A 21,100-nucleotide genomic window follows, 5' to 3' on the forward strand; every position below is an offset into this window, starting at 1 on the left:
CCGATGCCTTGGTCCAGCTGGACATCGTTGTGGGGCGTTGCCTCGTACATGCAGGGCTACGACCCGCATGCGAAGCAGTCGACGAGGTATCTCGCGCGCGGCTCGTCGATCACGTCGTGCGCGACGGACCTGTCGCAGTACGCGACGAACCTGACGGCCGGGACGAGCGTGGTCTACGAGAGCGGCACCACGCGGTTCAACCGCGGGGAGCCGCGGACCATCGGGCTCGCAGTGGCCGCGAACAACACGGACACCGGCACGCTCTACCGCCACGGGACGGGCGGAAACCTCGAACTGCTGCAGTTCTCGTCGGCGAACACGATCCGTGTCTACGTCAACAACACCCTCGTGTTGACGTACACCGTGACCGGGCTCGGCGCGTCGCGGGACGACCTGATCATCGCGTGGATCTCGGAGGCGAACCCGGACACGACGGGCGCGAGCGATGCGGTGCAGTCGTGGCTGCTGGTGTGGAACACGACCGATGGCACCTTCGACCGCACCCGCTTCGCGCACGCGACCAAGACGCTGCAGTCGACTACCGCGTACTGGGGAGCCAACGACTCGATCGGGACATCGGCCTTCACCGGCACGATCACCGAGCTGTGGTTCGAGAGCCGCTGCCAGTCGGCGACGGAGATCGCAGTGGACCGAGTCGAGACGCGCTCCGAGCCGTCGTCGGTCGTCGAGCAGGACAGCGAGCACCAGGGCATCCCGGTGACGCCCGACACGATCGACTCGCGCAACTACCACCACGGCCCGTCGCTCGCGTGGGCAGCTGCTGCGACGCGGGCGTTGTACCGGCGGACGCTGTCGCCGCTGGTCAACGAGCGTTGCCGCGTGGTGCCGGCTTGGACGGCTTCACTGCTCACCGGTGGTGACCCCTTCATCCGCACTCCGCCGGGCGCGACAGGATGGGCGGCCCACCTGGGATGGCTGCATGCGGCCCCGGTGTCCGAGACCTGCACGCACGCGTGGGTGCGGGTACACGTGCGGTCGGCGGTGTCCAGTGGTGCGGCGGTGCCGATTGGCGTGCGGCTCTACTCGCACTCGCGTCCGCCGGGCTCGCTCGACCTGGCCGTCGACGCTGGGTCGCCCGAGCCGCTGGAGTCCTACTACCTCGAGCAGCAGTTCACGCGCGACGAGACCGGCGGGCTCGGCGAGTACACCGTGATGGGTCTGGTGCCGATCGCCCGCGGTGTGTCGGGCGTGCACGAGGGGATGACCTACTTCTCGCTGGCGTTGCGCGTCGACCCGGCGAGTGCGTCGGCGAACGACGCGGCCGAGACGATCACGGTGAGATCGATCCACGTCGTCCCGTGCGTGCGTGAGAGCGCGGGCGGCTTACCCTTCGCGGAGTCCATCGCATGAGCGACACGGAGTACAAGACCAAGGCGCTCGTGGGTCTCTCGCCGATTCGGCCGGGCCTCGGGCAGCTCGCGCCCAACACCACGTGTCGATGGTCGCCGCTCGGCGCACTGGGCCGCGCGCAGGACACGGTCCCCGCGAGCTCGCGTCGGGTGATCGCGTCGTGGTCGCTGTCGGGCGCGGATGAGTGGGCGCAGCCCGATGGGTCCGTCGACCCGAACATCGGCGGGGTGTCGCCGCAGAACTACCCGACGAACACATGGCGCACGCTCGGAAGCTACATCGCGAACGTGACTCCAGGCTGCGAGCTGCGTGCGCACGTGATGTTCTGTCCGGCAGGGCTCGTTCACAAGCAGATCGTCGGCGTCTGGACCAGCGATGGCGCGTGGGCGGAGGCTCGAGTCGCGGCTACGTGGCGATTCTCCGGGGCCACCGATGGACCGAACTACCACGCGATCACGATGCCGGGCTCGCTGCTCGGAACCTACGGCGGCGCCGAGAACACGGCGGATGGCGGCAACTGGGCATCGCTGCAGCACCGCAAGATCGACGGGATCCGTCCGACGGACTTCGCCAGCAGTCCACCCGTCGGCGCCGCCTACTCCGAGTGGTCGACCGTGACGCTCGAGCTGCAGGTGCGCGGAGGGTCCCGCGTCGTCGGCTTCGTCGTCTACGAGGTCCCGCTCGCGCACGTCTCGAATCACGACGAGGCCGGCCTGTTGTCGGTGCACGCGATGCCGGCCGGGCCTGCGCTCACGCCGGTGCCGATGATCAAGGCGCCGGACGGCACCAGCTACGAGGAGCATCGCCACGGCACGCGGCGCGTGGCGCAGGTGGCCGCTCGCCAGTCCGACAGGCTCGGGCCTCGCATCATGCAGTGGACGGCATGGGACGAGACCACGATCGACCCGCTCACCGATACGGGGCCCGATCCGGTGACGGTGACGAGCACGAGTTACGTCTCGCTCCTGAGCGCGTCGATCACGACCTACGGCACCGACGATCCTGGGTGGGTCGTTGCCGGCGCGCACGCCCAGCTCCACCGCCTGTGCGACCCGCAGCTGATCCTGCGGCGCGAGGCATCCGTGGTGCCGGTGCGCGTTCGCGTCGACGCGTCACGCAGCGCAGGCACGGGCACGGTGCGCGTGCAGTGCGGGCTCTACGAGTGGGTGGACGTGTCGGTCAGCGGTGCGCGTGACTGGTACGAGGCGACCGGCTACCTCGAGTCGCAGGTGCACGCCGACCACGACGCAGCGCCGCTCGAGGTCTTCGCTCTCGTCGCGAGCGGGACGCTGTCGATCTACGGCATCTCGATCGACTACGGCACGTGGTGACCGCTACAGGTCACACATCGCGCCGTGGAAGTTGTCCTGAATCCACTCGCAGGAAGCCTGGTCACCAGCGGCACACCGCTCGATGTTGATCTTGTAGCCGGCGGAGCATGGGTCGCACGCTGCGAGCGAGAGACCGATACCGACGAGAGCTGCTGCGATGATGCTTCGGATGCGAGTCATGATGTCCTCTGTGCTGCCAGGCACACGATAGTGGTAGCACCAGCGACCGCGACCGTCGACCGGATGCGGAGCGCGTTCTTGTAAGTCGCGTAGAACGCATGGTGTCACGGCCTAACACGCGATATTCGCGATCGGTGTCGATTGTTCCTGGCGTCTGAGAGAACCGGCCGTATTATTCAGACATGGCCCGGCGCGACGCGGGCTGACCCGACCTCGCGCCACACCCGCCCCGTACCTCGAGAGAGGACGGGGCTTTCGGGGTGTGACCACCTCGACCCCCACCCACTACGCGATCCTGACCGACGTCACCCCGAACCGCGCCACCGTCGTGCGCGTCGTCGAGGGCGAGTGCGAGCCGGACCGCCGGCTGGCCGCTCCGATCACGTGCGAGGAGCTGCCCGTCGAGGGCGAGCGCGTGTGGATCCGGCGGGAAGGCTCCGCCGTCGTGGCCGTCGTCGCCCGGCAGTGACCACCGCCCGCACTCACCCGCCCCGCCGTCGAAGGACGCGCGGGGCTTCGGCGGTAGGAGACCACGACGATGCCCGAGCCCACCCTCCGCCCCTGCGGCTACCCGCCCACCCCCATCGAGCACACCGTCGACGCCCAGGGCTTCGTGCTCGTCGGAGGTCTCCGCGTCCCCCACACCGCCGCCGGAGACCACCTCCGCTGGACGCCGAGCTGCATCACGAACTGCGCCCGGTGCCACCGCCACAACGTGCCGCAGATCATGCACGTGGTCGCGCAGCTCGACGATGTCGTGCCGGGCGGCGTGCAGTACTTCACCGCGATCAAGGACATGCGCCGCCTGTGCGACGAGTGCGCTTTCCTCGATGCCCTCGCCGCGACTGGCGGTGCACCGTGACCCCGGCATGGCGAGTCGCCGCCGCGCTCGCGCTCGCGTGCGGGCTCGACTGGGGGCGGTGGGTGGCCGGCCGCGACGGTTGGTGTGGGCGTCGGACGTGCCCGCCCGACCTCGACGGCCAGTGCCGATGCGCATCACCACCCGTCCCCGACCCCTCCGACGCCGCGGCGTACCTGGCCGACTGCGCGCGCCGTGGCGTCGAGCCGGGGCCGCTGCCGTCGCTGGAGTATCGCCCCGATGCCGGGCTGTGGTGGGCGGTCGAATGCTCTCCGCACGACGCGAGCATCGTCGTGCACGTGGGCTACGACTACCCCAAGCTGTGCATCGTCGTGCACGTGGGCTACGACTACCCCAAGCTGTGCATCGTCGTGCACGTGGGCTACGACTACCCCAAGCTGTGGACGCTCTGGGGCCCGGGCGCGAGCACGCAAGGCGACCACGCGAACCTGCAAGCGTGTTTCCGCCGCGCGCACCACCAGATGGTGGAGTGCTCTCTGCGGCTTGTCACCGCGGCCGCGGCCGCACTGGAGACCGACGGTGGCTGACGCGACCGACATCGAGTGCTGGTGCGACACGGACGCGATGCTCGTCGAGGGCGTCGCCTACGAAGACGGGCAGGTGATCCCGTGCCCGGACTGCGGGTATCGGTGGTCGGTGTCGTGCGACAGCGAGACCCCGCCGCATCTGATCGACTGCGACCTTGGCTTTGCCGACGAAGGAGACCACGACCATGGCTGACCAGCACAACGACGACGTCCACATCCACGTAAGACCGCGAGATGACGGGCAAGGTTGGGCGATCGACGTCTACGACGGGCGCCGCGCATGGACCAAGACCCACCTCGGAGAGAGCCCTCTGAACAAGGCCGAGGCCCACAGGCTGGCTCACAAACTCCGCGACCCGAAGTTTTACACCGCGCGAACGAAGCGCGCGGTTAACAGCCTGACCATCGAGCGCGGGCCGAAGGCGGTGCCGCATGAGTAGCGCCGGACACGAGTGGACGAAGCACGAGCGCGAGGGCTGGTCCGTCTGCTCGCGCTGCGGGATGGTCCGCAACTACGACCGCGAGACGACGACGTGCAGCGGCGCATTGTCGAAGATCCGGCAGCGCAGCGAGATCGAGGACTGCGGCCAGGATGGCGTGTGCGCGCTTTCCCCAGGCTGCAACCGGCACTGGGAGGAGCGAAACCGCGAGCTGGTGCGCGAGCGGGATGAAGCACGGGCTTTCCTGCGACGAACGGCAATGACGGGAGGATCGATCGTTTCGTCTGCCGCCATGACGGCGACACAGATCGCCATCGCGCGGGCTGCCGATCGCATGCTCGTCACACCCGATGGCTACGGGTTCGTCTACATCCCTGGTCCAAGGTTTTGTGCGTGCGGCCGCGTCGAGTCGGATTGCGACCAATCACGCGCGTCGTGTCCCAAGGCCGACCCCGCGAGCGAAGGCGACGACGAGACGGACATCATCATCGCCGGGAGACAAGTGCCATTCGTGCAGGTTGGCATGATCGTGCATCCAGACGACTGCCTGAACTGCGAACGCGACGGCAGCCCTCTGTGGTGCTCGGCGCTGGTCTGCGACATCCACGACGACGACGAGACTGCGAGATTCGGCATGATGGCGACGCTGCTCTTTCGCAACGGCGAGCGCCGCGAGGAGCCGTGTGACGAGTTGCGTCGGCGCTGGCGCCTGGCTCGCGATTTCGATCAGGGCAGAGTCTACACCGGGCGCTGGGGGGCTATCCCGCGCGGATCGGTCTGGCCCGTGGCGGAAGTCAACGAGGACGCATGAGTTCGTGCAGAGCAACGAATGCGAACGCTGGTAGCGTGCTGCGCCGCCGCGACGACGGCGACCACCTGATCGACCTCATCCGCCGCCGCAACGCGGCCGAGCCGCAGGGGCCGGCATGAGCGCGTGGGTCAAGCTCGTCACGTCGTGTGCGGACTGCCCGCTCGATCACGACGACGATCGCAACGGACGATGGTGCGCGCATCCTGGCGTCGTGCAATCGCAGCGGCTGAAGCAGTCCGACGATCGCCTCCCGCGGGGCTGCCCCCTGCGCCGCGAGCAGCTAATCATCGCGAGGGCCCCGAAGACATGAGGCGCCGACCATCCAAGGCCGCCACCAACGCGCCGCCCGTCGACACCGCGCGCGTCACCGTGCACTGCACCTCGGCCTCCTGCGGCTGGTCGACACAGCGCCGCCGCGAGACCGCACTCGAGCGTCCGTGCCTGCGGTGCGGCGCCGAAGTCCGCCTCGTCGACGTGGGCGCCGGCCGACCGCGCCTGCCCGAGGACCAGCGCCGCGTGCTGATGCGCCTGTGGGTCCTGCCCGCGACGATCTCCTGGCTCGACGAGCTCGGGCTGTCCGGCGCCGAGTACCTGGACGAGGGCGCCGCGCGGGCGAAGCGAGCTCGGCGAAACACAAAGGCCCGGCGCGCGTGAAGCAGGCCAGGCCCTCGGTCCCCCACCATCCTGGCAGACGTGGGGGCGGTCAGCGGAGGACGCCGAAGATGAGCGACGCCGACACCCGAGGTATGCAGTAGCACCCGCGCAAACGCAAGGGCGCACTTTCTACTTGACGCCGGCGCCAACCGGCTGCATCACAGATCGGCGGGCTGGCACCCGCGAGGGAAGCGAAGAAGATGACCACCCACTACCAGCGGAAGCGCGCGAACGCGCATTCACTCCCGATCGACCCGGGCTCTCTGGACGTCGGCTACGAAGAGGCGGAGGCGATGGCCGATGAACTGCTCGGTCCGCCGGTCGACTCACACGTGAGCCGGGCCTACGCGCCGTCGTCCGACGTGAAGCGCGGAGGCGACGTCGAGCTCGCGATGGCGGTTGTCGCGAGGAAGGTCGGAGGCTCGCAGTGAAGAAGGCCAGCGAAGCGCGCGAGGCAACCCGCCTCGCGCTGGAGGAGGTGCGCATGGCGTGCCTGCGAATCGAGATCATCGCGGCTCGGATGCGGAGGACTGCATGACGATGCCGGAGCCACTGTGGATTGCGTTGCTGCTAGTCGGCGCGCTGATGCTGTTCCTTGCTTGGGCGTGGAGGACACGATGACCAATGACCCCTACTGCACGGCCACGCCTGTCCCCTCGATGGGAAGCGTGGCGCTCGTCCGCATCCGAGATGAGGGCGGCACCGCCATCGGCTCGGCACACCTGTTCGCCAGCGGGCGCGCGTGGGCCCGCGACGACCGCCACGGCCTGACCTCGTGGCACGACTCGCTCGAGCTGGCGATCGCCGAGGTCCGCCGTCGCTGCCTCTGCGCAGCGCGTCACGAGGCGGTGTGCCCATGAGCCTCGACGAACTGATCCGGCTCCAAGCAGGGGCCCTCGACGCCATCCTCTCGATGGCGATGATGCGGCCGCACGTCGAGCCGCTGCCCACTGGCTGGCGCGTGATCGTGACGACACGCAGCGACGCGCCGCCGATCACCGTGGAGACGACGCGGACCGATCTGGTCGGGCTCGTCGACGCTCTGCAGCAGACACACGCACGGTGGTCGCTGGCCACAAGGAGGGTCGAGTGATTACGGACCAAGACTACGAGCAGGCTCTACGCGATCTGCACATCATCACGGACCAAGACTACGCGCAGCCTCTACGCGATCTGCACGTCATCACGCCGTGGGCTCGCATTCACGAACGCGCAGCTTTCATCGCGAGCATGCGCGAGGTGGACGATGCCTATCGCAAGTTGAGCGACATCATCACCTCAGGCCCCGGCGGAGTAGGACTGCACGCGTACGAGCAGGCGGTCCGCGAAGCTGCGCAAGCACTGCGCATCCTGCTCGATCTGCACTGCCCGGTGGTGTCGACATGATCGCCGGACGACTGGATGACCTGTTCATCCGCGAGGAGGTGTCGTGGCACGAGTTCGCCGACGACCCGCGCGAGTACGACGCTCCGCCGCGCTGCCGCGTCAGCCAGCTCGAGCCAATCGAGGTGTCCGTGGACTACACCGACGAGGACGGCACGGAGTTCGAGTGCGTCGTCGCGCTCGACGGTGAGTCGCGGGCGGCGTGGGTGGACGCGTGGGTCAAGGGCGACCGTGTCGAGCTCGACGCGGACCAGCGCGAGGCGATCGTCAGGCTCGCGATGGAGAGCCGATGAAGGCGCACGAGTATCACCAGATCCGGGCGTGGTCGGCATCCTCGAACGAGGACTACCTTGCCGACCCGACGCGCTACTTCCTGTGCCACGTGGAGCGCTCGATGGAGCGCGGCGCACCGACGCAAGAGACCGAGGTCGGGACCGGATGTCACTCCCTCGTGCTCGAGGGTGCCGAGGCCTACGAGCGCAGCGTGGCGATCTGGCGCGGCGGCCCGACCGAGGAAGGGCGCCACTCGATGCGTCGCGGCACGAACGCGTGGAAGGCCTTCGAGGTCGAGGCGCGGAAGGCCGGCAAGGCGATCGTCAGCGAGACCGACAACGACACGATCGAGGCGATGGCGACGGCGCTGCATGGCCACGCCGATGCACGAAAGCTGCTGTTCGATCTGCCGGGCCTTGCCGAGCACACGTTGCAGTGGTCGATCAACGGCTGGCCCTGCAAGGCGCGGCTCGATCGCTACCTGCGAGCCCAGCGTGTGATCGTGGACCTGAAGACCACGGCAGCCGACAGCTTCGCTGACGTCATGCGGCAGGCCGCCACGCTCGGGTACCACCGCAAGGCGGAGTGGTACATGCGTGGGCACCAGGCCTGCTACGCCGAGCCGGCGCGGGCCTTCGTGTTCGTGTCGGTTCGCAGCCACGCCCCGCACCACGTCTGGGTCTGGCGCTTCGATTCGGACTGGGAGACGGCTGCGCGCATCGAGGTCGACGAGATCGTGGCAGGCATCCAGTCGCGCATGGAGTCCGGCGACTGGCGTCCGCGTGAGTGCCACGGCCTGCAGGTGGCGAGCCCGCCGCTCTACCTGATGCGGTCGGAGACACGCGACGAAGTCGACCGGCGTCGACGAGAGGAGTTCGCAGCATGACCGAAGCACTTGCCATCCCAACGCCTGCACCGCTCGCCTACTCCGAGATGAGCGACGAGCAGCGCCTGATGCTCAAGCAGGTTTGCGCCGGTACGAACCTGAACGATCAGCAGTTCGCGCTGCTGTGCGAGGTCGGCAAGCGCACCGGGCTCGACCCGCTGCGGCGCCAGATCTACGGGCTGATCTTCCAAGGCCGGTTCGTCGTGATGACCGGGATCGACGGCTTCCGCGCGGTGGCTCGCCGCAACGGCCTCGCCGGCATCGAAGCCCCTCGATTCGACTACGTCGACGAGCAGAAGCGCATCCCATCGGCATGCGAGATCACCGTGCATCGATGGGGACGCGGCGGCAAGGAGAGCTACACGGCTCGCTGCCTGTTCCGCGAGTTCGCGCGGTTCGGTCGCGACGGCAAGCTGATGGGGCCGTGGCAGACGTCGCCACACCACATGCTGGCGAAGTGCACCGAAGCGCTCGCGCACCGGATGGCGTTCACGGAGTGGATGGGCGGCGTCTATGAGCGCGACGAGTTCCCGCGCGAGCACGTTGTGCGTCAGCAGCAGCCTGCGACAACCGTCGACGAGTTGATCTCGGAGCCTGCCGACGAGCCCGCCGAAGTGATCTACGACGACGACCCGACTGCGAAGGACGCACCATGAGCCACGCAAACGAGAGCGCCGGCAAGCGCGGCGACGGGGCCAGGGGGCCCGCGCCATGTGGATCTCAGCGTCGACGGGTGACGAGCGCATCCGTGCGTGCGCTCATCGGAACGGGCCAGCGTGAGGGAGCACCACGGGAGCCCGAGCGCGGGCGGGCGGGCCGGAGAGGCGGTCGGGAGGAGTTGGCCTGGGCCACGTCTCTACCACGTGGCCGCGTGGCTGCGGACGAAGTTGAGGACGGACCGTCGGCAGCAGCGGTGCGAAGGGCAGCGACGGGGATGGGCGACATGATCGCGGATCGAGGTGACGCCGGCGGGGCGGCCGCCCGCAGCGGCGGGCTCTCGGCGCGCGCGGCGGCGCAGCGGCGCACGCGCGACGAGGGACGCGTGAGCACCATCGATTCCATTCGTCTCGTTCTGCGCGTCAACCCCGGCGACGTCTCGAACAACCGACGACACGTGCCCGAGTACGACCGGCGCCGTCGCCCGACCGGCCGACTCATCCTTTCTCGCGAGTACAGGAGCGGGCTGGACGAGATGGCGCTGCAGGTCGCATCGCAGCGCCACGCCGAAGGATGGACGACGGTGCGCAAGCCGTCGTTCGTGACGGTCTCGATCGTCACCTACTGGCCCACCTGGCAGGGCGACGTCGACGCGACGAGCAAGGCGAGCATCGACGCACTGCAGCTCGGTGGCATCGTCGAGAACGACCGCCAGTGCCTGCCCGTCACGCTCAACCGCGCCGTCGACAAGGAGTCGCCGCGCATCGAGATCGAGGTTGTTCGTGGCTGAGCGCGCGCGGCACTGGATCAAGCTGTGGGTCGCGTGGCTCACGACGCCGGCGCACGTCGAGTTGAGCGGCGGAGCCCTCGGCCTGGGGCCGCTGCTGCTCCTGCTGGCCACGTGGGATGGCGAGTACGACTCGGGCGGGTGGCTGCTCGCCGAGGACGGCTCGCCGATCAGCCGCGAGGCGCTGGCTCGAGCGACCCATCGGACCCGGCAGCAGCTCGACCGCGAGCTCGCGGAACTGGTGAAGTGCCGGACCCTCACCGTCCGCGATGACGGTGCGGTCGGGTTTGCCCGCTACGGGCACTGGCAGGAGACGTCGTCGGCGACACGCACCAGGCGTTACAGAGAGCGTCACCGTGACGCGCCATGTGACGCACGCGGTGACGGAGATGTGCGCGCACAGTTCGTGATTTGTGACGCACAGACGGAAGACGGGAGACGGGAGATTAACAAACCACCCCCAACCCCTCCGCCAGCGGAGGGGGGTCCTGTCCTGGTCTCGCCTTCGGCTGCACCGGCCAAGCCCCGCCGCGGAAAGCCGAGGCGCACGCCGCCCGACGGCTTCGCCGAGGAGTGCTTCGCGACGCTGGTGGCCGCCTGCCGCGAGCTGAGCCCGGGCACCGCTGCCGGTCCCCGCCGGCTCACCGACGGCATGCGGGACAGCCTGGCGAAGCTCTACGCCGCCGAGGAGCCATCGGCCGCCGAGTGGGCCCTGGCGGTCCGCAGGCGCCTCGAGCTCGACAGGGCGGGCGACCGCTACGGGTCGCTGACCTGGGAGCACCTGTGCCGTCCTGCGAGCTTCAGGCGGTACCGGGACGCCGTCGATGCGGGGGCTGCCGACGTGGCGCCGGTGGACCTCGACGCGCTCGGAGAACTGCCCGACTGGGAACCCGCGGGGGCTGAGCCATGAGCGACCAGCTGGACATCGGCGCCATCCTCGGCCGCCTGCGCACCACGATCCGCCGCCGGCCCACCGACCTCGAGGCCCGCGACCACTTCGCGAGCTGGTGGGAGGCGCTGCACTGCGAGCTTGCGGCGGCCCGTCGGGACCAGGTGTCCGGCCTGGTGCTGCTGCGGGTGTCGGCGGAGGACGTCGAGCACGCTCGCCGGATGGCCGCGTGGGCCCGGCACAGCGCTGCGGACCTGGCCTGGCAGGAGCAGCCCGACAACGTCTACGCGCTGCGTGAGTGGCAGCGCGCGCGGCCGAAGGACGACGACCAGCACGACGCGAAGGCGGTCTACGCCGCGCTGCCCGAGCGCGTGCGGGCGTGCCTCGCACTGCGGCCGCGAGCACCCGATCGACGCGACATCCCGGTGGCCCGACCGTCGCAGCACATGCCGCCGCGGTGGCCGCCCATCCGGCCCGGCGTGCTGTGGTCGGAGTACCTGCGCGAGCTGCTGAGCGAGTTCCGCCGCATTGCCGGCGTGGAGGAGGACTGATGGACACCGAAGACCTACGATACCAGATCCAACAACTCGGTGATCTGCTCGCAATGTGCCAGACAGAGCAGCGATCGGTGCTCGAAAAGCTCCAGCGGGTGAGCGCGGACCTGAGCGCGGTTGCATCGGCGATCGCGCCCCGACCCAAGCTGTCGACGCGCGACTGGGCAGCCGAACTTGCGGCGCTCGAGGATGGCTCGTGGGTATGGGAGGCACCAACGAAGTCGGCCGGATGGTGGGCAGTTCGCCGCGACCCTCGGCACAGCCGCAGCATCGACATCGTCCCGCTGCGAGACATCACGGAACAACGGGAGAAGGTCTGCCGCAGTGTGTTTTGCGAGATCGCGAAGCTGGTCGACGAGCGCGACGACGTGGAGCGTGGGCGATGAGCCACTCCGACATCTTCGGCGCGGCCATCTTGGCCATCGTCGCGATCACGCCGATCGCCCTGGCTGCTGTTGCTAACACCGATTGGTACGAGCCTCGCGCTCCGAAAGCTGCGCTACGAGGCCGAGCTACGCGCGCACCAGCGGGCGCTACGAGAGTGATGACCCGCTGCGCAAGCGGGTGGTGGTGGTGGGATGTCTGGAACCCGCACCTGCGCGAATGGATCGCAGGCCGCAACTTCACGTTGCGCAGCGCAAAGCGAGCGGCCGCCGAAGCGCTTGCAGGGCGAGGCAGGCGATGACGTTCGCGTGCATCATGATCGACCCGCCGTGGCCCGAGCGCGGCGGCGGCAAGATCAAGCGCGGCGCCGACCGTCACTACCCGCTGATGCGGTGGCAGGAGACGCTCTCCGTGTTGTTGCGCGCGCCGGTGTGGACGCCCGCGCCGTCGTGCCACCTGTGGTGCTGGTACACGGACAACCACCTGCTCGCCGCGCTCAAGCTCGTGGAGGCGCTCGACTTCCGCTACGTGCGCACGATGGCGTGGGCGAAGGACCGCATCGGAATCGGGCAGTACATGCGAGGGCAGCACGAGGGCTGCATCCTCGCGGTGCGTGGCGCGGCGATGAAGCCCGCCCGAGCACCATCGTCTCTGGTGGTCGCGAAGCGGCGCCAGCACTCGCGCAAGCCCGACGAGGCGATCGCGACGATCGAACGAGTGTCACCGGGGCCGCGACTCGAAATGTTCGCGCGCGGGCCTCGGGAAGGGTGGACGACATGGGGGAACGAGGCATGACCGACCAACTACCACTGAGCGTGCAGGCGGAGCTCGCCGAGGCGCGCGCGAACGCTGACCGCGTGCGCCGGCTCGAGGCCGAGTTGCGGGATGCGGAGAACGAGCGGGACGACGCCATCGCCGATACGATTGCGACGAAGAAGGCGCAGAGCAGCACCGAGGTCGACAGCTTCACCGAGCTACTTGGGAAGCTCGCTGACGTGACGACCGAGAGCGACGTGTTGCAGGCGAAGCTCGACGGCGCGTCGAAGGTGATCGCCGAGATGGCGGCGACCCGCGACCGGCTGCAGGCCGAGGTCGAAGATGCGAATCTCTCACTGGGCCTCGAGCGTGAGCATCGCAGGCGGGCGGAGGCCAGCAGCAGCGCGCAAGCCTTCGACGCACTGATGCGCAAGCTCGACGCGGCGACCCGCGAGGTCGCCATCCTCCGCGAAGCACAGCGCCTCGTCCCGCGGGACCTCGCGCCGAAGCACCCAGCGTGCGCCTGCGCCAAGCTGCCGCGCGTGCACCCCTACGAGCCGCGGTCATGCACTGCGGCGGGCGACGAGTCGATGCGGAGGGACGGGTGATGGCCGAGTGCGAAGACGAGAACGACGGCCGACAGGCCTGGTTCGACAACGCCGCGCGGATTTGTCGATGCTGCCGTTCACTGCTGCCCGATGTCTGCCGAGGTGTCGCGATCATGGCACGTGCGAAGACGACGAGGCTCTCGACCTCGACGGGGAGGACGGGTCGATGGCCGGCGCATGCGACGAGTGCGGCGGCCGACGGCCCGGGGGGGCCTCGACAGGCGGACCCCCCACACGTCCGAAGCGACGACTCCCGCCCGCTCACGGCCGGGGGCCGGTTCATCAGGCGCTGGACCGTGTTCGCGATGCCGATGAGGTCGACATGAGCACGAAGAAGCAACGACGACGAAGCATCTCCATCCGGCCGCAGGTGTTCGTCCGGCTGCACTGGATCCCGCGCGACGAACTCCAGTCGCTCACCGCCAAGGTCGAGGCCATCCTCAACGAGCACATGGACGCGATCGGCGTGCCCTCGATCTCGCGCGAGGACGCCATCAGGTGGATCGAGCAGCACGAGCGCGACGCACCCTCGAAGCCCGCGGCTAGCGGGGTCTGGACGTTCTGAATGACGCAAGAGACCTTCGACGTCGACACCCTCGTCTCCGCCGTCGCGTCCGTCGACACGCGAGGTACCATGCGGCCCACTGTCCGCGATACACCGTGGGGCAAGCGCGTGCAGCTCGGCAACGCGGTCGACTCGTTCTTGTTCGTCAGCCGGGGCGGACTCGTCGGCATGTCGCCGGCTGTGCCGCTGCGGTGGCGCCGGCCCATCCGGCTCGCGCTGCAGGATGCGGGGGTGCAGGTGCGGTGCCCGCGTGACGTGCCGGGCTCGAGGAGGGACGGGTGAAGGTGATCGATCTATTCGCCGGCGCCGGCGGCAGCTCCGAGGGCGCGCGCCAGGCGGGCGCGGCGGTCGTCTGGGCCGCGAACCACTGGCCGCTCGCCGTCGAGGTGCATCAGCGCAACCACCCGGACACCGAGCACGTCTGCCAGGACCTGCATCAGTGCGACTGGTCGCGCGCGCCGAGCTGCGACCTCGTGCTTGCGTCGCCAGCGTGCCAGGGGCACAGCCGCGCGGCGTCGGCCGGCGGGACTGGTCGCCGCGGTAGCGCCGCGAAGCACGACGCCGACCGCTCGACGGCGTGGGCCGTGGTGTCGTGCCTCGAGGCCACGCGCGCGCCGCTGGCCGTCGTGGAGAACGTCACCGAGTTCCGCACGTGGGCGCTCTACCCGTCGTGGTGTGACGCGCTGGAGCGGCTCGGCTACATCCTCACCGAGCACGTGATCGACGCGGCGTGGTCGGGCGTGCCGCAGCGGCGCAAGCGGCTGTTCATCGCCGCGGCCCGAGGCGATCGCGGCCTGGTGCTCGCATTGCCGGTCGAGGAGCCACGCAAGGCGTTCAACATCCTCGACCCGGCCGATGATCGCGGGTGGCGAGACGTGGCCGAGCTCCCGCCCGGTGCTCGCGCGCGCATCGAGCGGGCAGCAGCACGGCAGCACCCCGACCGCACGTTCGTGGCGAACTACGTCACCGACGACGTCGGCAGCGACCTCTGCGATCCGGTCACGACGATCACGACGAAGCACCAGCGCGCGTGGATCCGCCGGACGCGAGGCGGCGGTCTGATCCGACGCATGTGGACGAGCCGCGAGTACGCGCGCGCGATGGGCTTCCCGGACTCGTACCAGCTGACGGGCCGCGTCAGCGACGACTGCCGCCTCGTCGGCAACGCCGTCTGCCCGCCGGTGATGCGGGCGATCGTCGAGCAGATTTCCAAGCGCGGATGAACGGTCACGAAGCCCACGAGCGGCACCGGCTGACGGCCAGGCACCGCCGTGACGTCGCGCGTCGAGCAGCCACCCACGCCGACACGATCGGCACGTCGATCAGCCACGGCGAGCAGCGCAGTGGGGCCGGCAGGTACTGCAGGGCGTAGGCGGCCATCTGCCCGTGGGCGCCACGGGTCGACCACCCACCCCGATGGCCGGCACAGTCGCGCGGCCGCAAGCTCCTCGACCACCGCGCATCGAGCTCGTGGACGCCGACGAGCGCCAGGCCGGACTCACGGCGGGCGATCGCCACGACGCGGTCCGCGGCATCCGGGTGGCCGGCGATGATGGCTCCGGCGATCGACGCCACGCGGACGTCGAGCGCGAGCCGCAGCAGCAGCCCGATCACCCCATCGCCTCGGCGAGGTCGCGAACCTGGGCGGCGATCGACGATGCGCCCATGTGCCGAAGGGCCCAGAGCATCGCCGTCGACGGGCGGCCCGCTGCCTTCCACGCGGCGACCAGCCCGCCCCGAGGCTGGCGGTAGGCCGCGAGGGCCGGGATCACGACGGCACTGCCGGCCATCGACTCCCAGTGCGCGAGCACCTGCGGCACGCCGGGCAGCGATAGGCCGCTGGTCGTGGTGACGTAGGCCTGCGGCGTCACGTAGTCGGCGCGCGCAACCAGGGGCTGCAGCGCACCGCGGTCGCCATACCCGATGCCGGAGACGCCCTCGCGGCAGCCGTAGAGCTGGATCATGGCGGCCGCGTCGGCGTGCGGCAGGCCCGCGGTCGCGTGCGTCCATGGCCGCTCGGCGTCCCACTCGATCGAGTGCGCACCGGTGTCGAGCGCGAGCTGGGTCAGCTGCGCGCACGCCTGCGTCAGGAACAGCACGTGCGGCATGATCCACGACGTGATGTGCAGTTCGAGCCCGGCATCGGTGATCATCGCCGCGTAGTCGCGGGCCCGGTCGTCGCACCGGAAGTCGGTCGGGCGTGTGTCCGCGCTGTGGTCGTTGACCATCAGGTGCACGCGTTCGATGCCCAGCTGCTTCGCGCGGGTGATCTGGGCCTTCGTGGGGCGGGCGCACCATGCTCCGATCATCGGTCCAACTCCTCGACGTCGATGCGCTCGGTCACCTCGAGGCACGCGTCGGCGTGCGACGTCAGCACGCGCCGGCCGTCCCTCGTCGTCGTCGCCTCGGCATCGAGTCCGGCCTCGACGAGCCGCGCCTCGAGCTTGCGCAGCCACACGCAGTGCAGCCGGACGGCCATCAGCAGCTCGTGCACCTGGTCGGAGCGCGCGGCCTGCAGCATCTCGTCCGGGGTCACTTCCGCCTCGGCGTCGGTGCGGGCGGGAGGTTGCTCGGCCGGTTCTCGAGCGTCTCGGCGATCACGAGCAGCCGGTCGATCTTGGCCTCGAGCACGTCGATGCGGGTGGAGTTCGCCTCGGCGAGGTCGTGGGTCTCTTCGACGCGCGCGGTCGCCTCGGCCGCCTTCTGCTCGGCCTGCACTGCTGCCCGGGCTGCGCCCTCGCGGCTGTCGCCGTAGGCCTGCACCTGCGACCACGACCAGGCGAGCACGCCGACGAGCGCAGCGCCCAGCGTGCCGATCGCCCCGCGGTAGCTGCGGGTCCGCCCGCGCACGCCCTCGCCGACGCGCGCCGCGATGATCGACTCGTCGCTATCGTGGTGCCGCGCGAGCACGTCCTCGATGGCGGCGCGCACGAGTTCGTTGACGGCGGACAACTCGGCCGGCAGCGGCGTCTGCTGACGCATCGAGTACTCGGTCGACGCTCGAGGAGTAGGGCCGCGCAGCGCCTCTTGGCCGCCGGTCTGTCGGCGGTCGGGCATCAGGCGGCCTGCTTGCTCCGGCGCAGCCAGGCGGCGCGGACGATGCCCGCGATCACCATCAGGCCGGACAGGATCATCGCGACTTGGTTGGCGGTGAGCCCGAGGCGGGAGACGACCCCGGCCGCGCCGAGGATGGTCACGATCGCGTGGATTGCGGCGCCGATCTCATCGGTGGGCGGCTTGGGCTGCATGTAGCCGAGAACGACACATATTGCAGCGTTCCGCAACCAGTAGTTGCAAGGCCCGAGGAATCGTGCACACGATGGCCAGCGATGACACGATCTGCAGCACTGGCCGATCGGCCACAGGTGAGCGCATGAGCCCGCGTGACGCAGCCCGCGCCGCAGCACAGCAGGTGCTCGAGCAGCTGGACGTCCCCGCCGCGCAGGCCCAGGCGATCGCCGGCGCGATGCACTTGGGCGAGCACATCGTCGACGTGATCTCCGAGAGCTACCGCGAGCGCGCCGCCAACCCGAAGGCGTGGCAGGCGTTCCACTCGACCATGGCGCGCACGCTGCCGCGCATCCGATGGGCTGCTCGCCTTCACCACCGCCGAATGGCTCGACGCTACGCCGCGATGGTCGCGGCCGGCACCGCGATCCCATGCGCCAAGGACTGATCGATGCCCACCGCACCCATCGCACTCACGGCCGCCACCGGCAACACGACGCTCGTCAGCGTGGCCGCGGACCGGACCTTCACGATCGACGAGCTCGTGATCATCTCCGACGCGGCCGGTGTGCTCGAGGTCCGCTCGGGCTCCACTCCCATCGTCCCCGACTTCGGCACGATCGCGGGTGCCCAGTACACCTTCGCGGGCTTGAAGTCGCAGGCCGCGGGTGACGACATCATCCTCAACCGCACGGACAGCGCCGCGATCAGCGGGTACGTGCGCTATCGGGTGAAGTGACGCCATGCCCCTGCAGCTATCCGTCACCGTCCGCAACGCCGAACTCGACGCCATCGAGTCCACCATCGGCACCACGCCCATCCTGCGCATCTACACCGGAAGCGCGCCGTCCGACTGCGCCACCGCAGCGACCGGCACTGTGCTCGCGCAGATGAGCCTGCCGTCCGACTGGCTCGCCGCCGCAAGCTCGGGGAGCAAGGCGCTGGCCGGCACATGGCAGGACGCGAGCGCGAACGCCAGTGGCACCGCGGGCTACTTCCGCATCTACAACTCCGGCGACACCACCTGCCACGTGCAGGGGACCGTCACCGCGACAGGTGGAGGCGGCGACCTGACGCTGACCGACGCCGACATCGTCTCGACCGAGCCGGTCTCCATCACCTCGTTCACGCTGTCGGCCGGGAACGCGTGATGCGACGCCGACGGGCGCCATTCCACGCGCTCGCCCAACCGCCGGGCCTGCGCGTTCGACTCGCGTCGATGGGCCTGACCTCCGCAGGCACCGTCGGCGTGGTCGGTAGCGCGGCGCCATCGCTGTCGGCGGTCACGCTCTCGGCCGCTGGCGAGCAGCCCGAGGTCACCACCGAGACGGCGACGTTCACCGCCGGGCCCGCATCGTGGCACGACCGCCGACAGGCATCGCTGCAGGGCACGCACGGCAGCACCCGCGCCGGCCTCTACTGGCGCATCCCCGCCACCGGCACCGAGACCGACCGCTACGTCTGGTGGTCGCACGACGACGGCGATGGTCGCTACACCGGCATCGACCCGGGCGACCACGTGGCCGAGCTCGCGGGCTACACTGGGATCGAGGTCCAACTCGACGCCGGCGCCGTGTCGGCATCGGACGTCGCGACCGCGACACGCACCGCGCTCTCCGGCCTCTACTCCACGATCGGCGGCACCGGTGCAGAGGTTTCCATCGACGGCGAGATCGACTCCGCCTCGTGCACCGTCGGCGGCATGTGGGGCCCCACCAGCCTCGGCGCATGGGGCAGCCGCCGCAGCACGCCGCAGTTCACGGGCAACCCGCTATCAGGACGCATCGGGCAGTTCGCGGTCAGCCCGAGCGCCGACGTCATCGTGACCGCGATCGGCATCTACCTCGCCGCCAGTGCGACCGACGTCCGCGTCTCGGTCTACTCCGGTGGCTCGCAGGCCAGCCTGACTGGCACCACGCTCGAGGCCGAGGTGGTCATCCCCGCCGGCGCGACCGGGTGGCGATGGGGTGTGCTCACGGCCTCGCAGGTCTTCTCGCTCGCCAGCGCGACCAACATCCGACTCGTCGCGAAGTCGAACGGCACCAGCGATCCCGGGTACATCATCGCCAGCAACCTCGTCGGCGCCGACTTCCCCGACTCGGGCGGCGGCTCGACGTACGCGCTCGAGATCTACGACACCATGAGCACCGACCCCGCGGTCGCCTTCCCATCGACCCTCGCAGGCGAGGGCATCACCACGTCCGGCGTCTACGTGATGATGGCGCTGCAGTACCTCGAGCCCGACGGCACGTCCGCGGTCTGGACCACGCGCGTCGGCACGCACATCGACGACCCCACCGACCTCAACCAGGTCTCCAGTCTCACCGCGCCAGATGCCGGCGGCGCGGACCTGTACATGGGCGTCGCTCACCCCGGCATCCTCGGGCTGCAGCTCACCGCATGGGCGTGCTGCTTCTCGACGCACACCACCCAGCTGCGAGCACACGTCGCGCAAGGCGGCACCGTCGGCAACGCGGTCGGAGCATCCGTGCTGTGGCAGTCGCAGACCAGCGGTAGCGACGTCGACACGTGGCACGAGGAGTCGATCTCGAACGTCGCGCTCGCCGACTCCGGCGTCATCCACTGGGGATGCCGAAACAACGCCGCCACCGCTGCGTTCCGCTTCGCCTTCCAGGCCGATCGCGCGCTCAACTCGCCCGACTCGAACCCCGCCGACTGGTCGGACGCGAGCGAGTTCGAGATCTTCCGCTCGGTCAACGGGAACGGCACCGGCGGCAACGTCCACGAGACCGACCCGACCGTTGCCGTCGCATCCCCGATCGCGACCAACGGCGGCGCCACGGCCGGCAACACCAACTACCCCGGCGCCTACCTGCGCCTGCGGGTGCCACCCGACACGGTGACCGCGTGATCTTCGGCAGCCCACGTCAGGCCCTTGCCTACCTCTACGCCGCGCAGCGAGGGCCGCAGCTCGCACGTCCGCGCTACCACGACGCACCACCGAGCACCGACCGGACGTGCTGGGACCACGTCGAGATCGGTGCACTGCTCTACGGGCCTCGACGTGACGGTGGGTGCGGCGTGCCCATGGGCGGACCCCTCGATCTCGAACTGCGCGCTTGGGCCACCGAGCGCGGCACCGGCCGAAGCGACCAGGTGCGGGCGATCGAGCGACGCCTGCGTGACCGCCTGCGCGCTCTAGGTGCCATGCCATCTAGTCGACCTGCAGCCCCGCGAGTGCGGACGTGGGTCGACCCAGACGGGCAGCAGTGGGTGCGCGCTGCCCGTTCTGCGCATAGTGCTTGACGACGTGGCCAAGTTCGGTCACCGCTTGGGTACTCTCTCCTAGCTGCGTCATGACCCACGCGATCGCCACCACCGCACTGGACGCAGCCGCCTTCTTGGCGCTGGAGGGCTGTCGAGTCTCGATCGAGGGACCATCGGTCATCGTCATGCACGAGGTCGAAGGGCAGCCCGCCGACGAGTCAGACGCCGCCGGCATGGTCGCGCGCCTGTACCTCGTGGAAGGGTGGGTGTGCTCGACCACCATGTGGCGCGCGCCGGGGCAACTGCACCCTGATGGCCTGCCCCGCATCGAGATCGATGGGCGCCCATGATGACCGTCGTGTCACCCGACAGGATCCGCGCCATGGGCGTGCGTGACGAGTCCGAGGTGCGAGCGATGGCCATCGTGGAGTGGCGCAGGGCCCTCGCCTCGTCGTCGTCCGCCGTGCTTGTGTGCGGTGCTCCAGGGGCCGGCAAGACCACGTGGGTGCAGCAGCACGCTCGACCCGGCGTGGCGTACTACGATGGCACGCTCACGCACAGGGCCACGCGAGCCCAGCTGCTGCGCATGGCCGAACAGGCCGGCATCCCAGCCCGCATCGTGTAGGTCCGTACGCCCATCGAAGTGTGCCTCGCCCGCAACGCAGGGCGCGACAGAGTGACGCCAGAGCGCCTCGTGCGAGAGCTGCA

37 protein-coding genes are annotated in these 21,100 nt (G+C 69.7%); 31 read left to right on the forward strand and 6 right to left on the reverse strand.

Annotation, left to right across the window (positions count from 1 at the left end):
• The first annotated feature begins 3 nt into the window (after positions 1-3).
• A complete protein-coding gene (locus IPH07_23955) occupies positions 4-1,371 on the forward strand; it encodes a hypothetical protein (GenBank protein MBK6920476.1) in 1,368 nt (455 codons plus the stop codon).
• Positions 1,368-2,702 carry a hypothetical protein gene (locus IPH07_23960; GenBank protein MBK6920477.1) on the forward strand — a complete coding sequence of 445 codons (1,335 nt, stop codon included), beginning with the start codon at positions 1,368-1,370 and terminating at the stop codon, positions 2,700-2,702. Before IPH07_23955 ends, IPH07_23960 begins: the two co-directional genes overlap by 4 nt.
• 3 nt (positions 2,703-2,705) lie before the next feature.
• Here IPH07_23960 and IPH07_23965 read toward each other — a convergent pair whose 3' ends face one another.
• Positions 2,706-2,882 carry a hypothetical protein gene (locus IPH07_23965; protein ID MBK6920478.1) on the reverse strand — a complete coding sequence of 59 codons (177 nt, stop codon included), beginning with the start codon at positions 2,880-2,882 and terminating at the stop codon, positions 2,706-2,708.
• A gap of 262 nt (positions 2,883-3,144) precedes the next feature.
• Here IPH07_23965 and IPH07_23970 point away from each other — a divergent pair, with 262 nt between their 5' ends.
• The 23 genes from IPH07_23970 to IPH07_24080 all read left to right on the forward strand — a co-directional run bounded on the left by IPH07_23970 (position 3,145) and on the right by IPH07_24080 (position 15,159).
• A complete protein-coding gene (locus tag IPH07_23970; protein ID MBK6920479.1) occupies positions 3,145-3,351 on the forward strand; it encodes a hypothetical protein in 207 nt (68 codons plus the stop codon).
• A 69-nt stretch (positions 3,352-3,420) separates the two neighbouring features.
• Positions 3,421-3,744 carry a hypothetical protein gene (locus IPH07_23975; GenBank protein MBK6920480.1) on the forward strand — a complete coding sequence of 108 codons (324 nt, stop codon included), beginning with the start codon at positions 3,421-3,423 and terminating at the stop codon, positions 3,742-3,744.
• Positions 3,741-4,289: a hypothetical protein gene (locus tag IPH07_23980; protein ID MBK6920481.1), complete on the forward strand. Its 549-nt coding sequence runs from the start codon at positions 3,741-3,743 to the stop codon at positions 4,287-4,289. The genes IPH07_23975 and IPH07_23980 overlap by 4 nt, the downstream gene beginning before the upstream one ends.
• Positions 4,282-4,482 carry a hypothetical protein gene (locus IPH07_23985; protein MBK6920482.1) on the forward strand — a complete coding sequence of 67 codons (201 nt, stop codon included), beginning with the start codon at positions 4,282-4,284 and terminating at the stop codon, positions 4,480-4,482. Before IPH07_23980 ends, IPH07_23985 begins: the two co-directional genes overlap by 8 nt.
• Entirely contained in the window at positions 4,475-4,729 is a 255-nt protein-coding gene (locus IPH07_23990; protein ID MBK6920483.1) for a hypothetical protein, read from the forward strand. The genes IPH07_23985 and IPH07_23990 overlap by 8 nt, the downstream gene beginning before the upstream one ends.
• Positions 4,722-5,540, forward strand: a complete 819-nt coding sequence (locus IPH07_23995; protein MBK6920484.1) for a hypothetical protein — start codon at positions 4,722-4,724, stop codon at positions 5,538-5,540. The genes IPH07_23990 and IPH07_23995 overlap by 8 nt, the downstream gene beginning before the upstream one ends.
• A gap of 306 nt (positions 5,541-5,846) precedes the next feature.
• Positions 5,847-6,194 carry a hypothetical protein gene (locus IPH07_24000; GenBank protein ID MBK6920485.1) on the forward strand — a complete coding sequence of 116 codons (348 nt, stop codon included), beginning with the start codon at positions 5,847-5,849 and terminating at the stop codon, positions 6,192-6,194.
• Positions 6,195-6,394: 200 nt separating this feature from the next.
• Complete coding sequence (locus IPH07_24005) at positions 6,395-6,625, forward strand: hypothetical protein (protein MBK6920486.1); 231 nt, start codon at positions 6,395-6,397, stop codon at positions 6,623-6,625.
• Between the two features lie 186 nt (positions 6,626-6,811).
• The gene (locus IPH07_24010) at positions 6,812-7,054 is read left to right on the forward strand and encodes a hypothetical protein (protein MBK6920487.1); all 243 of its coding nucleotides are present in this window, start codon (positions 6,812-6,814) and stop codon (positions 7,052-7,054) included.
• Entirely contained in the window at positions 7,051-7,287 is a 237-nt protein-coding gene (locus IPH07_24015) for a hypothetical protein (GenBank protein MBK6920488.1), read from the forward strand. Before IPH07_24010 ends, IPH07_24015 begins: the two co-directional genes overlap by 4 nt.
• Complete coding sequence (locus IPH07_24020; GenBank protein ID MBK6920489.1) at positions 7,284-7,580, forward strand: hypothetical protein; 297 nt, start codon at positions 7,284-7,286, stop codon at positions 7,578-7,580. Before IPH07_24015 ends, IPH07_24020 begins: the two co-directional genes overlap by 4 nt.
• Positions 7,577-7,870, forward strand: coding sequence for a hypothetical protein (locus tag IPH07_24025; GenBank protein MBK6920490.1), 294 nt, complete (start codon positions 7,577-7,579; stop codon positions 7,868-7,870). Before IPH07_24020 ends, IPH07_24025 begins: the two co-directional genes overlap by 4 nt.
• Entirely contained in the window at positions 7,867-8,736 is an 870-nt protein-coding gene (locus IPH07_24030; GenBank protein MBK6920491.1) for a PD-(D/E)XK nuclease-like domain-containing protein, read from the forward strand. Before IPH07_24025 ends, IPH07_24030 begins: the two co-directional genes overlap by 4 nt.
• A 47-nt stretch (positions 8,737-8,783) precedes the next feature.
• Positions 8,784-9,392 carry a recombinase RecT gene (locus tag IPH07_24035; protein MBK6920492.1) on the forward strand — a complete coding sequence of 203 codons (609 nt, stop codon included), beginning with the start codon at positions 8,784-8,786 and terminating at the stop codon, positions 9,390-9,392.
• Between the two features lie 92 nt (positions 9,393-9,484).
• Positions 9,485-10,183, forward strand: a complete 699-nt coding sequence (locus tag IPH07_24040) for a hypothetical protein (protein MBK6920493.1) — start codon at positions 9,485-9,487, stop codon at positions 10,181-10,183.
• Positions 10,176-11,090 (forward strand): hypothetical protein, encoded by a 915-nt coding sequence (locus IPH07_24045; GenBank protein MBK6920494.1) that lies wholly within the window; start codon positions 10,176-10,178, stop codon positions 11,088-11,090. Before IPH07_24040 ends, IPH07_24045 begins: the two co-directional genes overlap by 8 nt.
• Entirely contained in the window at positions 11,087-11,620 is a 534-nt protein-coding gene (locus tag IPH07_24050; GenBank protein ID MBK6920495.1) for a hypothetical protein, read from the forward strand. The genes IPH07_24045 and IPH07_24050 overlap by 4 nt, the downstream gene beginning before the upstream one ends.
• Positions 11,620-12,009 carry a hypothetical protein gene (locus IPH07_24055; protein MBK6920496.1) on the forward strand — a complete coding sequence of 130 codons (390 nt, stop codon included), beginning with the start codon at positions 11,620-11,622 and terminating at the stop codon, positions 12,007-12,009. The genes IPH07_24050 and IPH07_24055 overlap by 1 nt, the downstream gene beginning before the upstream one ends.
• A 295-nt stretch (positions 12,010-12,304) precedes the next feature.
• Positions 12,305-12,802: a methyltransferase gene (locus tag IPH07_24060; GenBank protein ID MBK6920497.1), complete on the forward strand. Its 498-nt coding sequence runs from the start codon at positions 12,305-12,307 to the stop codon at positions 12,800-12,802.
• A complete protein-coding gene (locus IPH07_24065) occupies positions 12,799-13,371 on the forward strand; it encodes a hypothetical protein (GenBank protein MBK6920498.1) in 573 nt (190 codons plus the stop codon). The genes IPH07_24060 and IPH07_24065 overlap by 4 nt, the downstream gene beginning before the upstream one ends.
• 322 nt (positions 13,372-13,693) lie before the next feature.
• Positions 13,694-13,936: a hypothetical protein gene (locus tag IPH07_24070; GenBank protein ID MBK6920499.1), complete on the forward strand. Its 243-nt coding sequence runs from the start codon at positions 13,694-13,696 to the stop codon at positions 13,934-13,936.
• Positions 13,937-14,218, forward strand: a complete 282-nt coding sequence (locus tag IPH07_24075) for a hypothetical protein (protein MBK6920500.1) — start codon at positions 13,937-13,939, stop codon at positions 14,216-14,218. It begins immediately after the preceding gene.
• Positions 14,219-14,220: 2 nt separating this feature from the next.
• A complete protein-coding gene (locus tag IPH07_24080) occupies positions 14,221-15,159 on the forward strand; it encodes a DNA cytosine methyltransferase (GenBank protein ID MBK6920501.1) in 939 nt (312 codons plus the stop codon).
• Between the two features lie 4 nt (positions 15,160-15,163).
• Here IPH07_24080 and IPH07_24085 read toward each other — a convergent pair whose 3' ends face one another.
• The 5 genes from IPH07_24085 to IPH07_24105 are packed head-to-tail and all read right to left on the reverse strand — an operon-like array spanning position 15,164 to position 17,184.
• Positions 15,164-15,550, reverse strand: coding sequence for a hypothetical protein (locus tag IPH07_24085; protein ID MBK6920502.1), 387 nt, complete (start codon positions 15,548-15,550; stop codon positions 15,164-15,166).
• On the reverse strand, positions 15,547-16,245 hold the full coding sequence (locus IPH07_24090; GenBank protein MBK6920503.1) for a hypothetical protein: 699 nt from the start codon (positions 16,243-16,245) through the stop codon (positions 15,547-15,549). The genes IPH07_24085 and IPH07_24090 overlap by 4 nt, the downstream gene beginning before the upstream one ends.
• Positions 16,242-16,472: a hypothetical protein gene (locus IPH07_24095; protein MBK6920504.1), complete on the reverse strand. Its 231-nt coding sequence runs from the start codon at positions 16,470-16,472 to the stop codon at positions 16,242-16,244. The genes IPH07_24090 and IPH07_24095 overlap by 4 nt, the downstream gene beginning before the upstream one ends.
• Positions 16,469-16,993, reverse strand: a complete 525-nt coding sequence (locus tag IPH07_24100; GenBank protein MBK6920505.1) for a hypothetical protein — start codon at positions 16,991-16,993, stop codon at positions 16,469-16,471. Before IPH07_24100 ends, IPH07_24095 begins: the two co-directional genes overlap by 4 nt.
• Positions 16,993-17,184, reverse strand: a complete 192-nt coding sequence (locus IPH07_24105) for a hypothetical protein (GenBank protein MBK6920506.1) — start codon at positions 17,182-17,184, stop codon at positions 16,993-16,995. Before IPH07_24105 ends, IPH07_24100 begins: the two co-directional genes overlap by 1 nt.
• 125 nt (positions 17,185-17,309) lie before the next feature.
• On the opposite strand from IPH07_24105, the gene IPH07_24110 reads away from it, so the two are divergent.
• The 6 genes from IPH07_24110 (at position 17,310) to IPH07_24135 (ending at position 21,017) form a co-directional block, all read left to right on the forward strand.
• Positions 17,310-17,612, forward strand: coding sequence for a hypothetical protein (locus IPH07_24110; GenBank protein ID MBK6920507.1), 303 nt, complete (start codon positions 17,310-17,312; stop codon positions 17,610-17,612).
• Positions 17,613-17,615: 3 nt separating this feature from the next.
• The gene (locus tag IPH07_24115; GenBank protein MBK6920508.1) at positions 17,616-17,903 is read left to right on the forward strand and encodes a hypothetical protein; all 288 of its coding nucleotides are present in this window, start codon (positions 17,616-17,618) and stop codon (positions 17,901-17,903) included.
• Between the two features lie 4 nt (positions 17,904-17,907).
• Entirely contained in the window at positions 17,908-18,315 is a 408-nt protein-coding gene (locus IPH07_24120; GenBank protein MBK6920509.1) for a hypothetical protein, read from the forward strand.
• Positions 18,315-20,036 (forward strand): hypothetical protein, encoded by a 1,722-nt coding sequence (locus tag IPH07_24125; protein MBK6920510.1) that lies wholly within the window; start codon positions 18,315-18,317, stop codon positions 20,034-20,036. Before IPH07_24120 ends, IPH07_24125 begins: the two co-directional genes overlap by 1 nt.
• Before the next feature lie 445 nt (positions 20,037-20,481).
• Positions 20,482-20,742: a hypothetical protein gene (locus IPH07_24130; GenBank protein MBK6920511.1), complete on the forward strand. Its 261-nt coding sequence runs from the start codon at positions 20,482-20,484 to the stop codon at positions 20,740-20,742.
• 32 nt (positions 20,743-20,774) lie between these two features.
• On the forward strand, positions 20,775-21,017 hold the full coding sequence (locus IPH07_24135) for a hypothetical protein (GenBank protein ID MBK6920512.1): 243 nt from the start codon (positions 20,775-20,777) through the stop codon (positions 21,015-21,017).
• Positions 21,018-21,100: the final 83 nt, after the last annotated feature.

This window comes from Deltaproteobacteria bacterium (assembly GCA_016709225.1).
In the GTDB taxonomy this organism is placed as follows: domain Bacteria; phylum Myxococcota_A; class Polyangia; order Nannocystales; family Nannocystaceae; genus Xiheibacterium; species Xiheibacterium phototrophicum.

Excerpts from the sequence above, each read along its gene's own strand:
- IPH07_24005 (MBK6920486.1), top strand. The coding sequence starts at position 6,395 with ATGACCACCCACTACCAGCGGAAGCGCGCGAACGCGCATTCACTCCCG.
- IPH07_24125 (MBK6920510.1), top strand. The coding sequence starts at position 18,315 with ATGCGACGCCGACGGGCGCCATTCCACGCGCTCGCCCAACCGCCGGGC.
- IPH07_24050 (MBK6920495.1), top strand. The coding sequence starts at position 11,087 with ATGAGCGACCAGCTGGACATCGGCGCCATCCTCGGCCGCCTGCGCACC.
- IPH07_24070 (MBK6920499.1), top strand. The coding sequence starts at position 13,694 with ATGAGCACGAAGAAGCAACGACGACGAAGCATCTCCATCCGGCCGCAG.
- IPH07_24120 (MBK6920509.1), top strand. The coding sequence starts at position 17,908 with ATGCCCCTGCAGCTATCCGTCACCGTCCGCAACGCCGAACTCGACGCC.
- IPH07_24100 (MBK6920505.1), bottom strand. The coding sequence starts at position 16,993 with ATGCCCGACCGCCGACAGACCGGCGGCCAAGAGGCGCTGCGCGGCCCT.
- IPH07_24110 (MBK6920507.1), top strand. The coding sequence starts at position 17,310 with ATGAGCCCGCGTGACGCAGCCCGCGCCGCAGCACAGCAGGTGCTCGAG.
- IPH07_24065 (MBK6920498.1), top strand. The coding sequence starts at position 12,799 with ATGACCGACCAACTACCACTGAGCGTGCAGGCGGAGCTCGCCGAGGCG.
- IPH07_23990 (MBK6920483.1), top strand. The coding sequence starts at position 4,475 with ATGGCTGACCAGCACAACGACGACGTCCACATCCACGTAAGACCGCGA.
- IPH07_23960 (MBK6920477.1), top strand. The coding sequence starts at position 1,368 with ATGAGCGACACGGAGTACAAGACCAAGGCGCTCGTGGGTCTCTCGCCG.
- IPH07_24115 (MBK6920508.1), top strand. The coding sequence starts at position 17,616 with ATGCCCACCGCACCCATCGCACTCACGGCCGCCACCGGCAACACGACG.
- IPH07_23995 (MBK6920484.1), top strand. The coding sequence starts at position 4,722 with ATGAGTAGCGCCGGACACGAGTGGACGAAGCACGAGCGCGAGGGCTGG.
- IPH07_24135 (MBK6920512.1), top strand. The coding sequence starts at position 20,775 with ATGGGCGTGCGTGACGAGTCCGAGGTGCGAGCGATGGCCATCGTGGAG.
- IPH07_24055 (MBK6920496.1), top strand. The coding sequence starts at position 11,620 with ATGGACACCGAAGACCTACGATACCAGATCCAACAACTCGGTGATCTG.
- IPH07_24010 (MBK6920487.1), top strand. The coding sequence starts at position 6,812 with ATGACCAATGACCCCTACTGCACGGCCACGCCTGTCCCCTCGATGGGA.
- IPH07_24035 (MBK6920492.1), top strand. The coding sequence starts at position 8,784 with ATGAGCGACGAGCAGCGCCTGATGCTCAAGCAGGTTTGCGCCGGTACG.
- IPH07_23975 (MBK6920480.1), top strand. The coding sequence starts at position 3,421 with ATGCCCGAGCCCACCCTCCGCCCCTGCGGCTACCCGCCCACCCCCATC.
- IPH07_24130 (MBK6920511.1), top strand. The coding sequence starts at position 20,482 with ATGACCCACGCGATCGCCACCACCGCACTGGACGCAGCCGCCTTCTTG.
- IPH07_24025 (MBK6920490.1), top strand. The coding sequence starts at position 7,577 with ATGATCGCCGGACGACTGGATGACCTGTTCATCCGCGAGGAGGTGTCG.
- IPH07_24000 (MBK6920485.1), top strand. The coding sequence starts at position 5,847 with ATGAGGCGCCGACCATCCAAGGCCGCCACCAACGCGCCGCCCGTCGAC.
- IPH07_23955 (MBK6920476.1), top strand. The coding sequence starts at position 4 with ATGCCTTGGTCCAGCTGGACATCGTTGTGGGGCGTTGCCTCGTACATG.
- IPH07_24030 (MBK6920491.1), top strand. The coding sequence starts at position 7,867 with ATGAAGGCGCACGAGTATCACCAGATCCGGGCGTGGTCGGCATCCTCG.
- IPH07_24060 (MBK6920497.1), top strand. The coding sequence starts at position 12,305 with ATGACGTTCGCGTGCATCATGATCGACCCGCCGTGGCCCGAGCGCGGC.
- IPH07_24015 (MBK6920488.1), top strand. The coding sequence starts at position 7,051 with ATGAGCCTCGACGAACTGATCCGGCTCCAAGCAGGGGCCCTCGACGCC.
- IPH07_24075 (MBK6920500.1), top strand. The coding sequence starts at position 13,937 with ATGACGCAAGAGACCTTCGACGTCGACACCCTCGTCTCCGCCGTCGCG.
- IPH07_24105 (MBK6920506.1), bottom strand. The coding sequence starts at position 17,184 with ATGCAGCCCAAGCCGCCCACCGATGAGATCGGCGCCGCAATCCACGCG.
- IPH07_24090 (MBK6920503.1), bottom strand. The coding sequence starts at position 16,245 with ATGATCGGAGCATGGTGCGCCCGCCCCACGAAGGCCCAGATCACCCGC.
- IPH07_23965 (MBK6920478.1), bottom strand. The coding sequence starts at position 2,882 with ATGACTCGCATCCGAAGCATCATCGCAGCAGCTCTCGTCGGTATCGGT.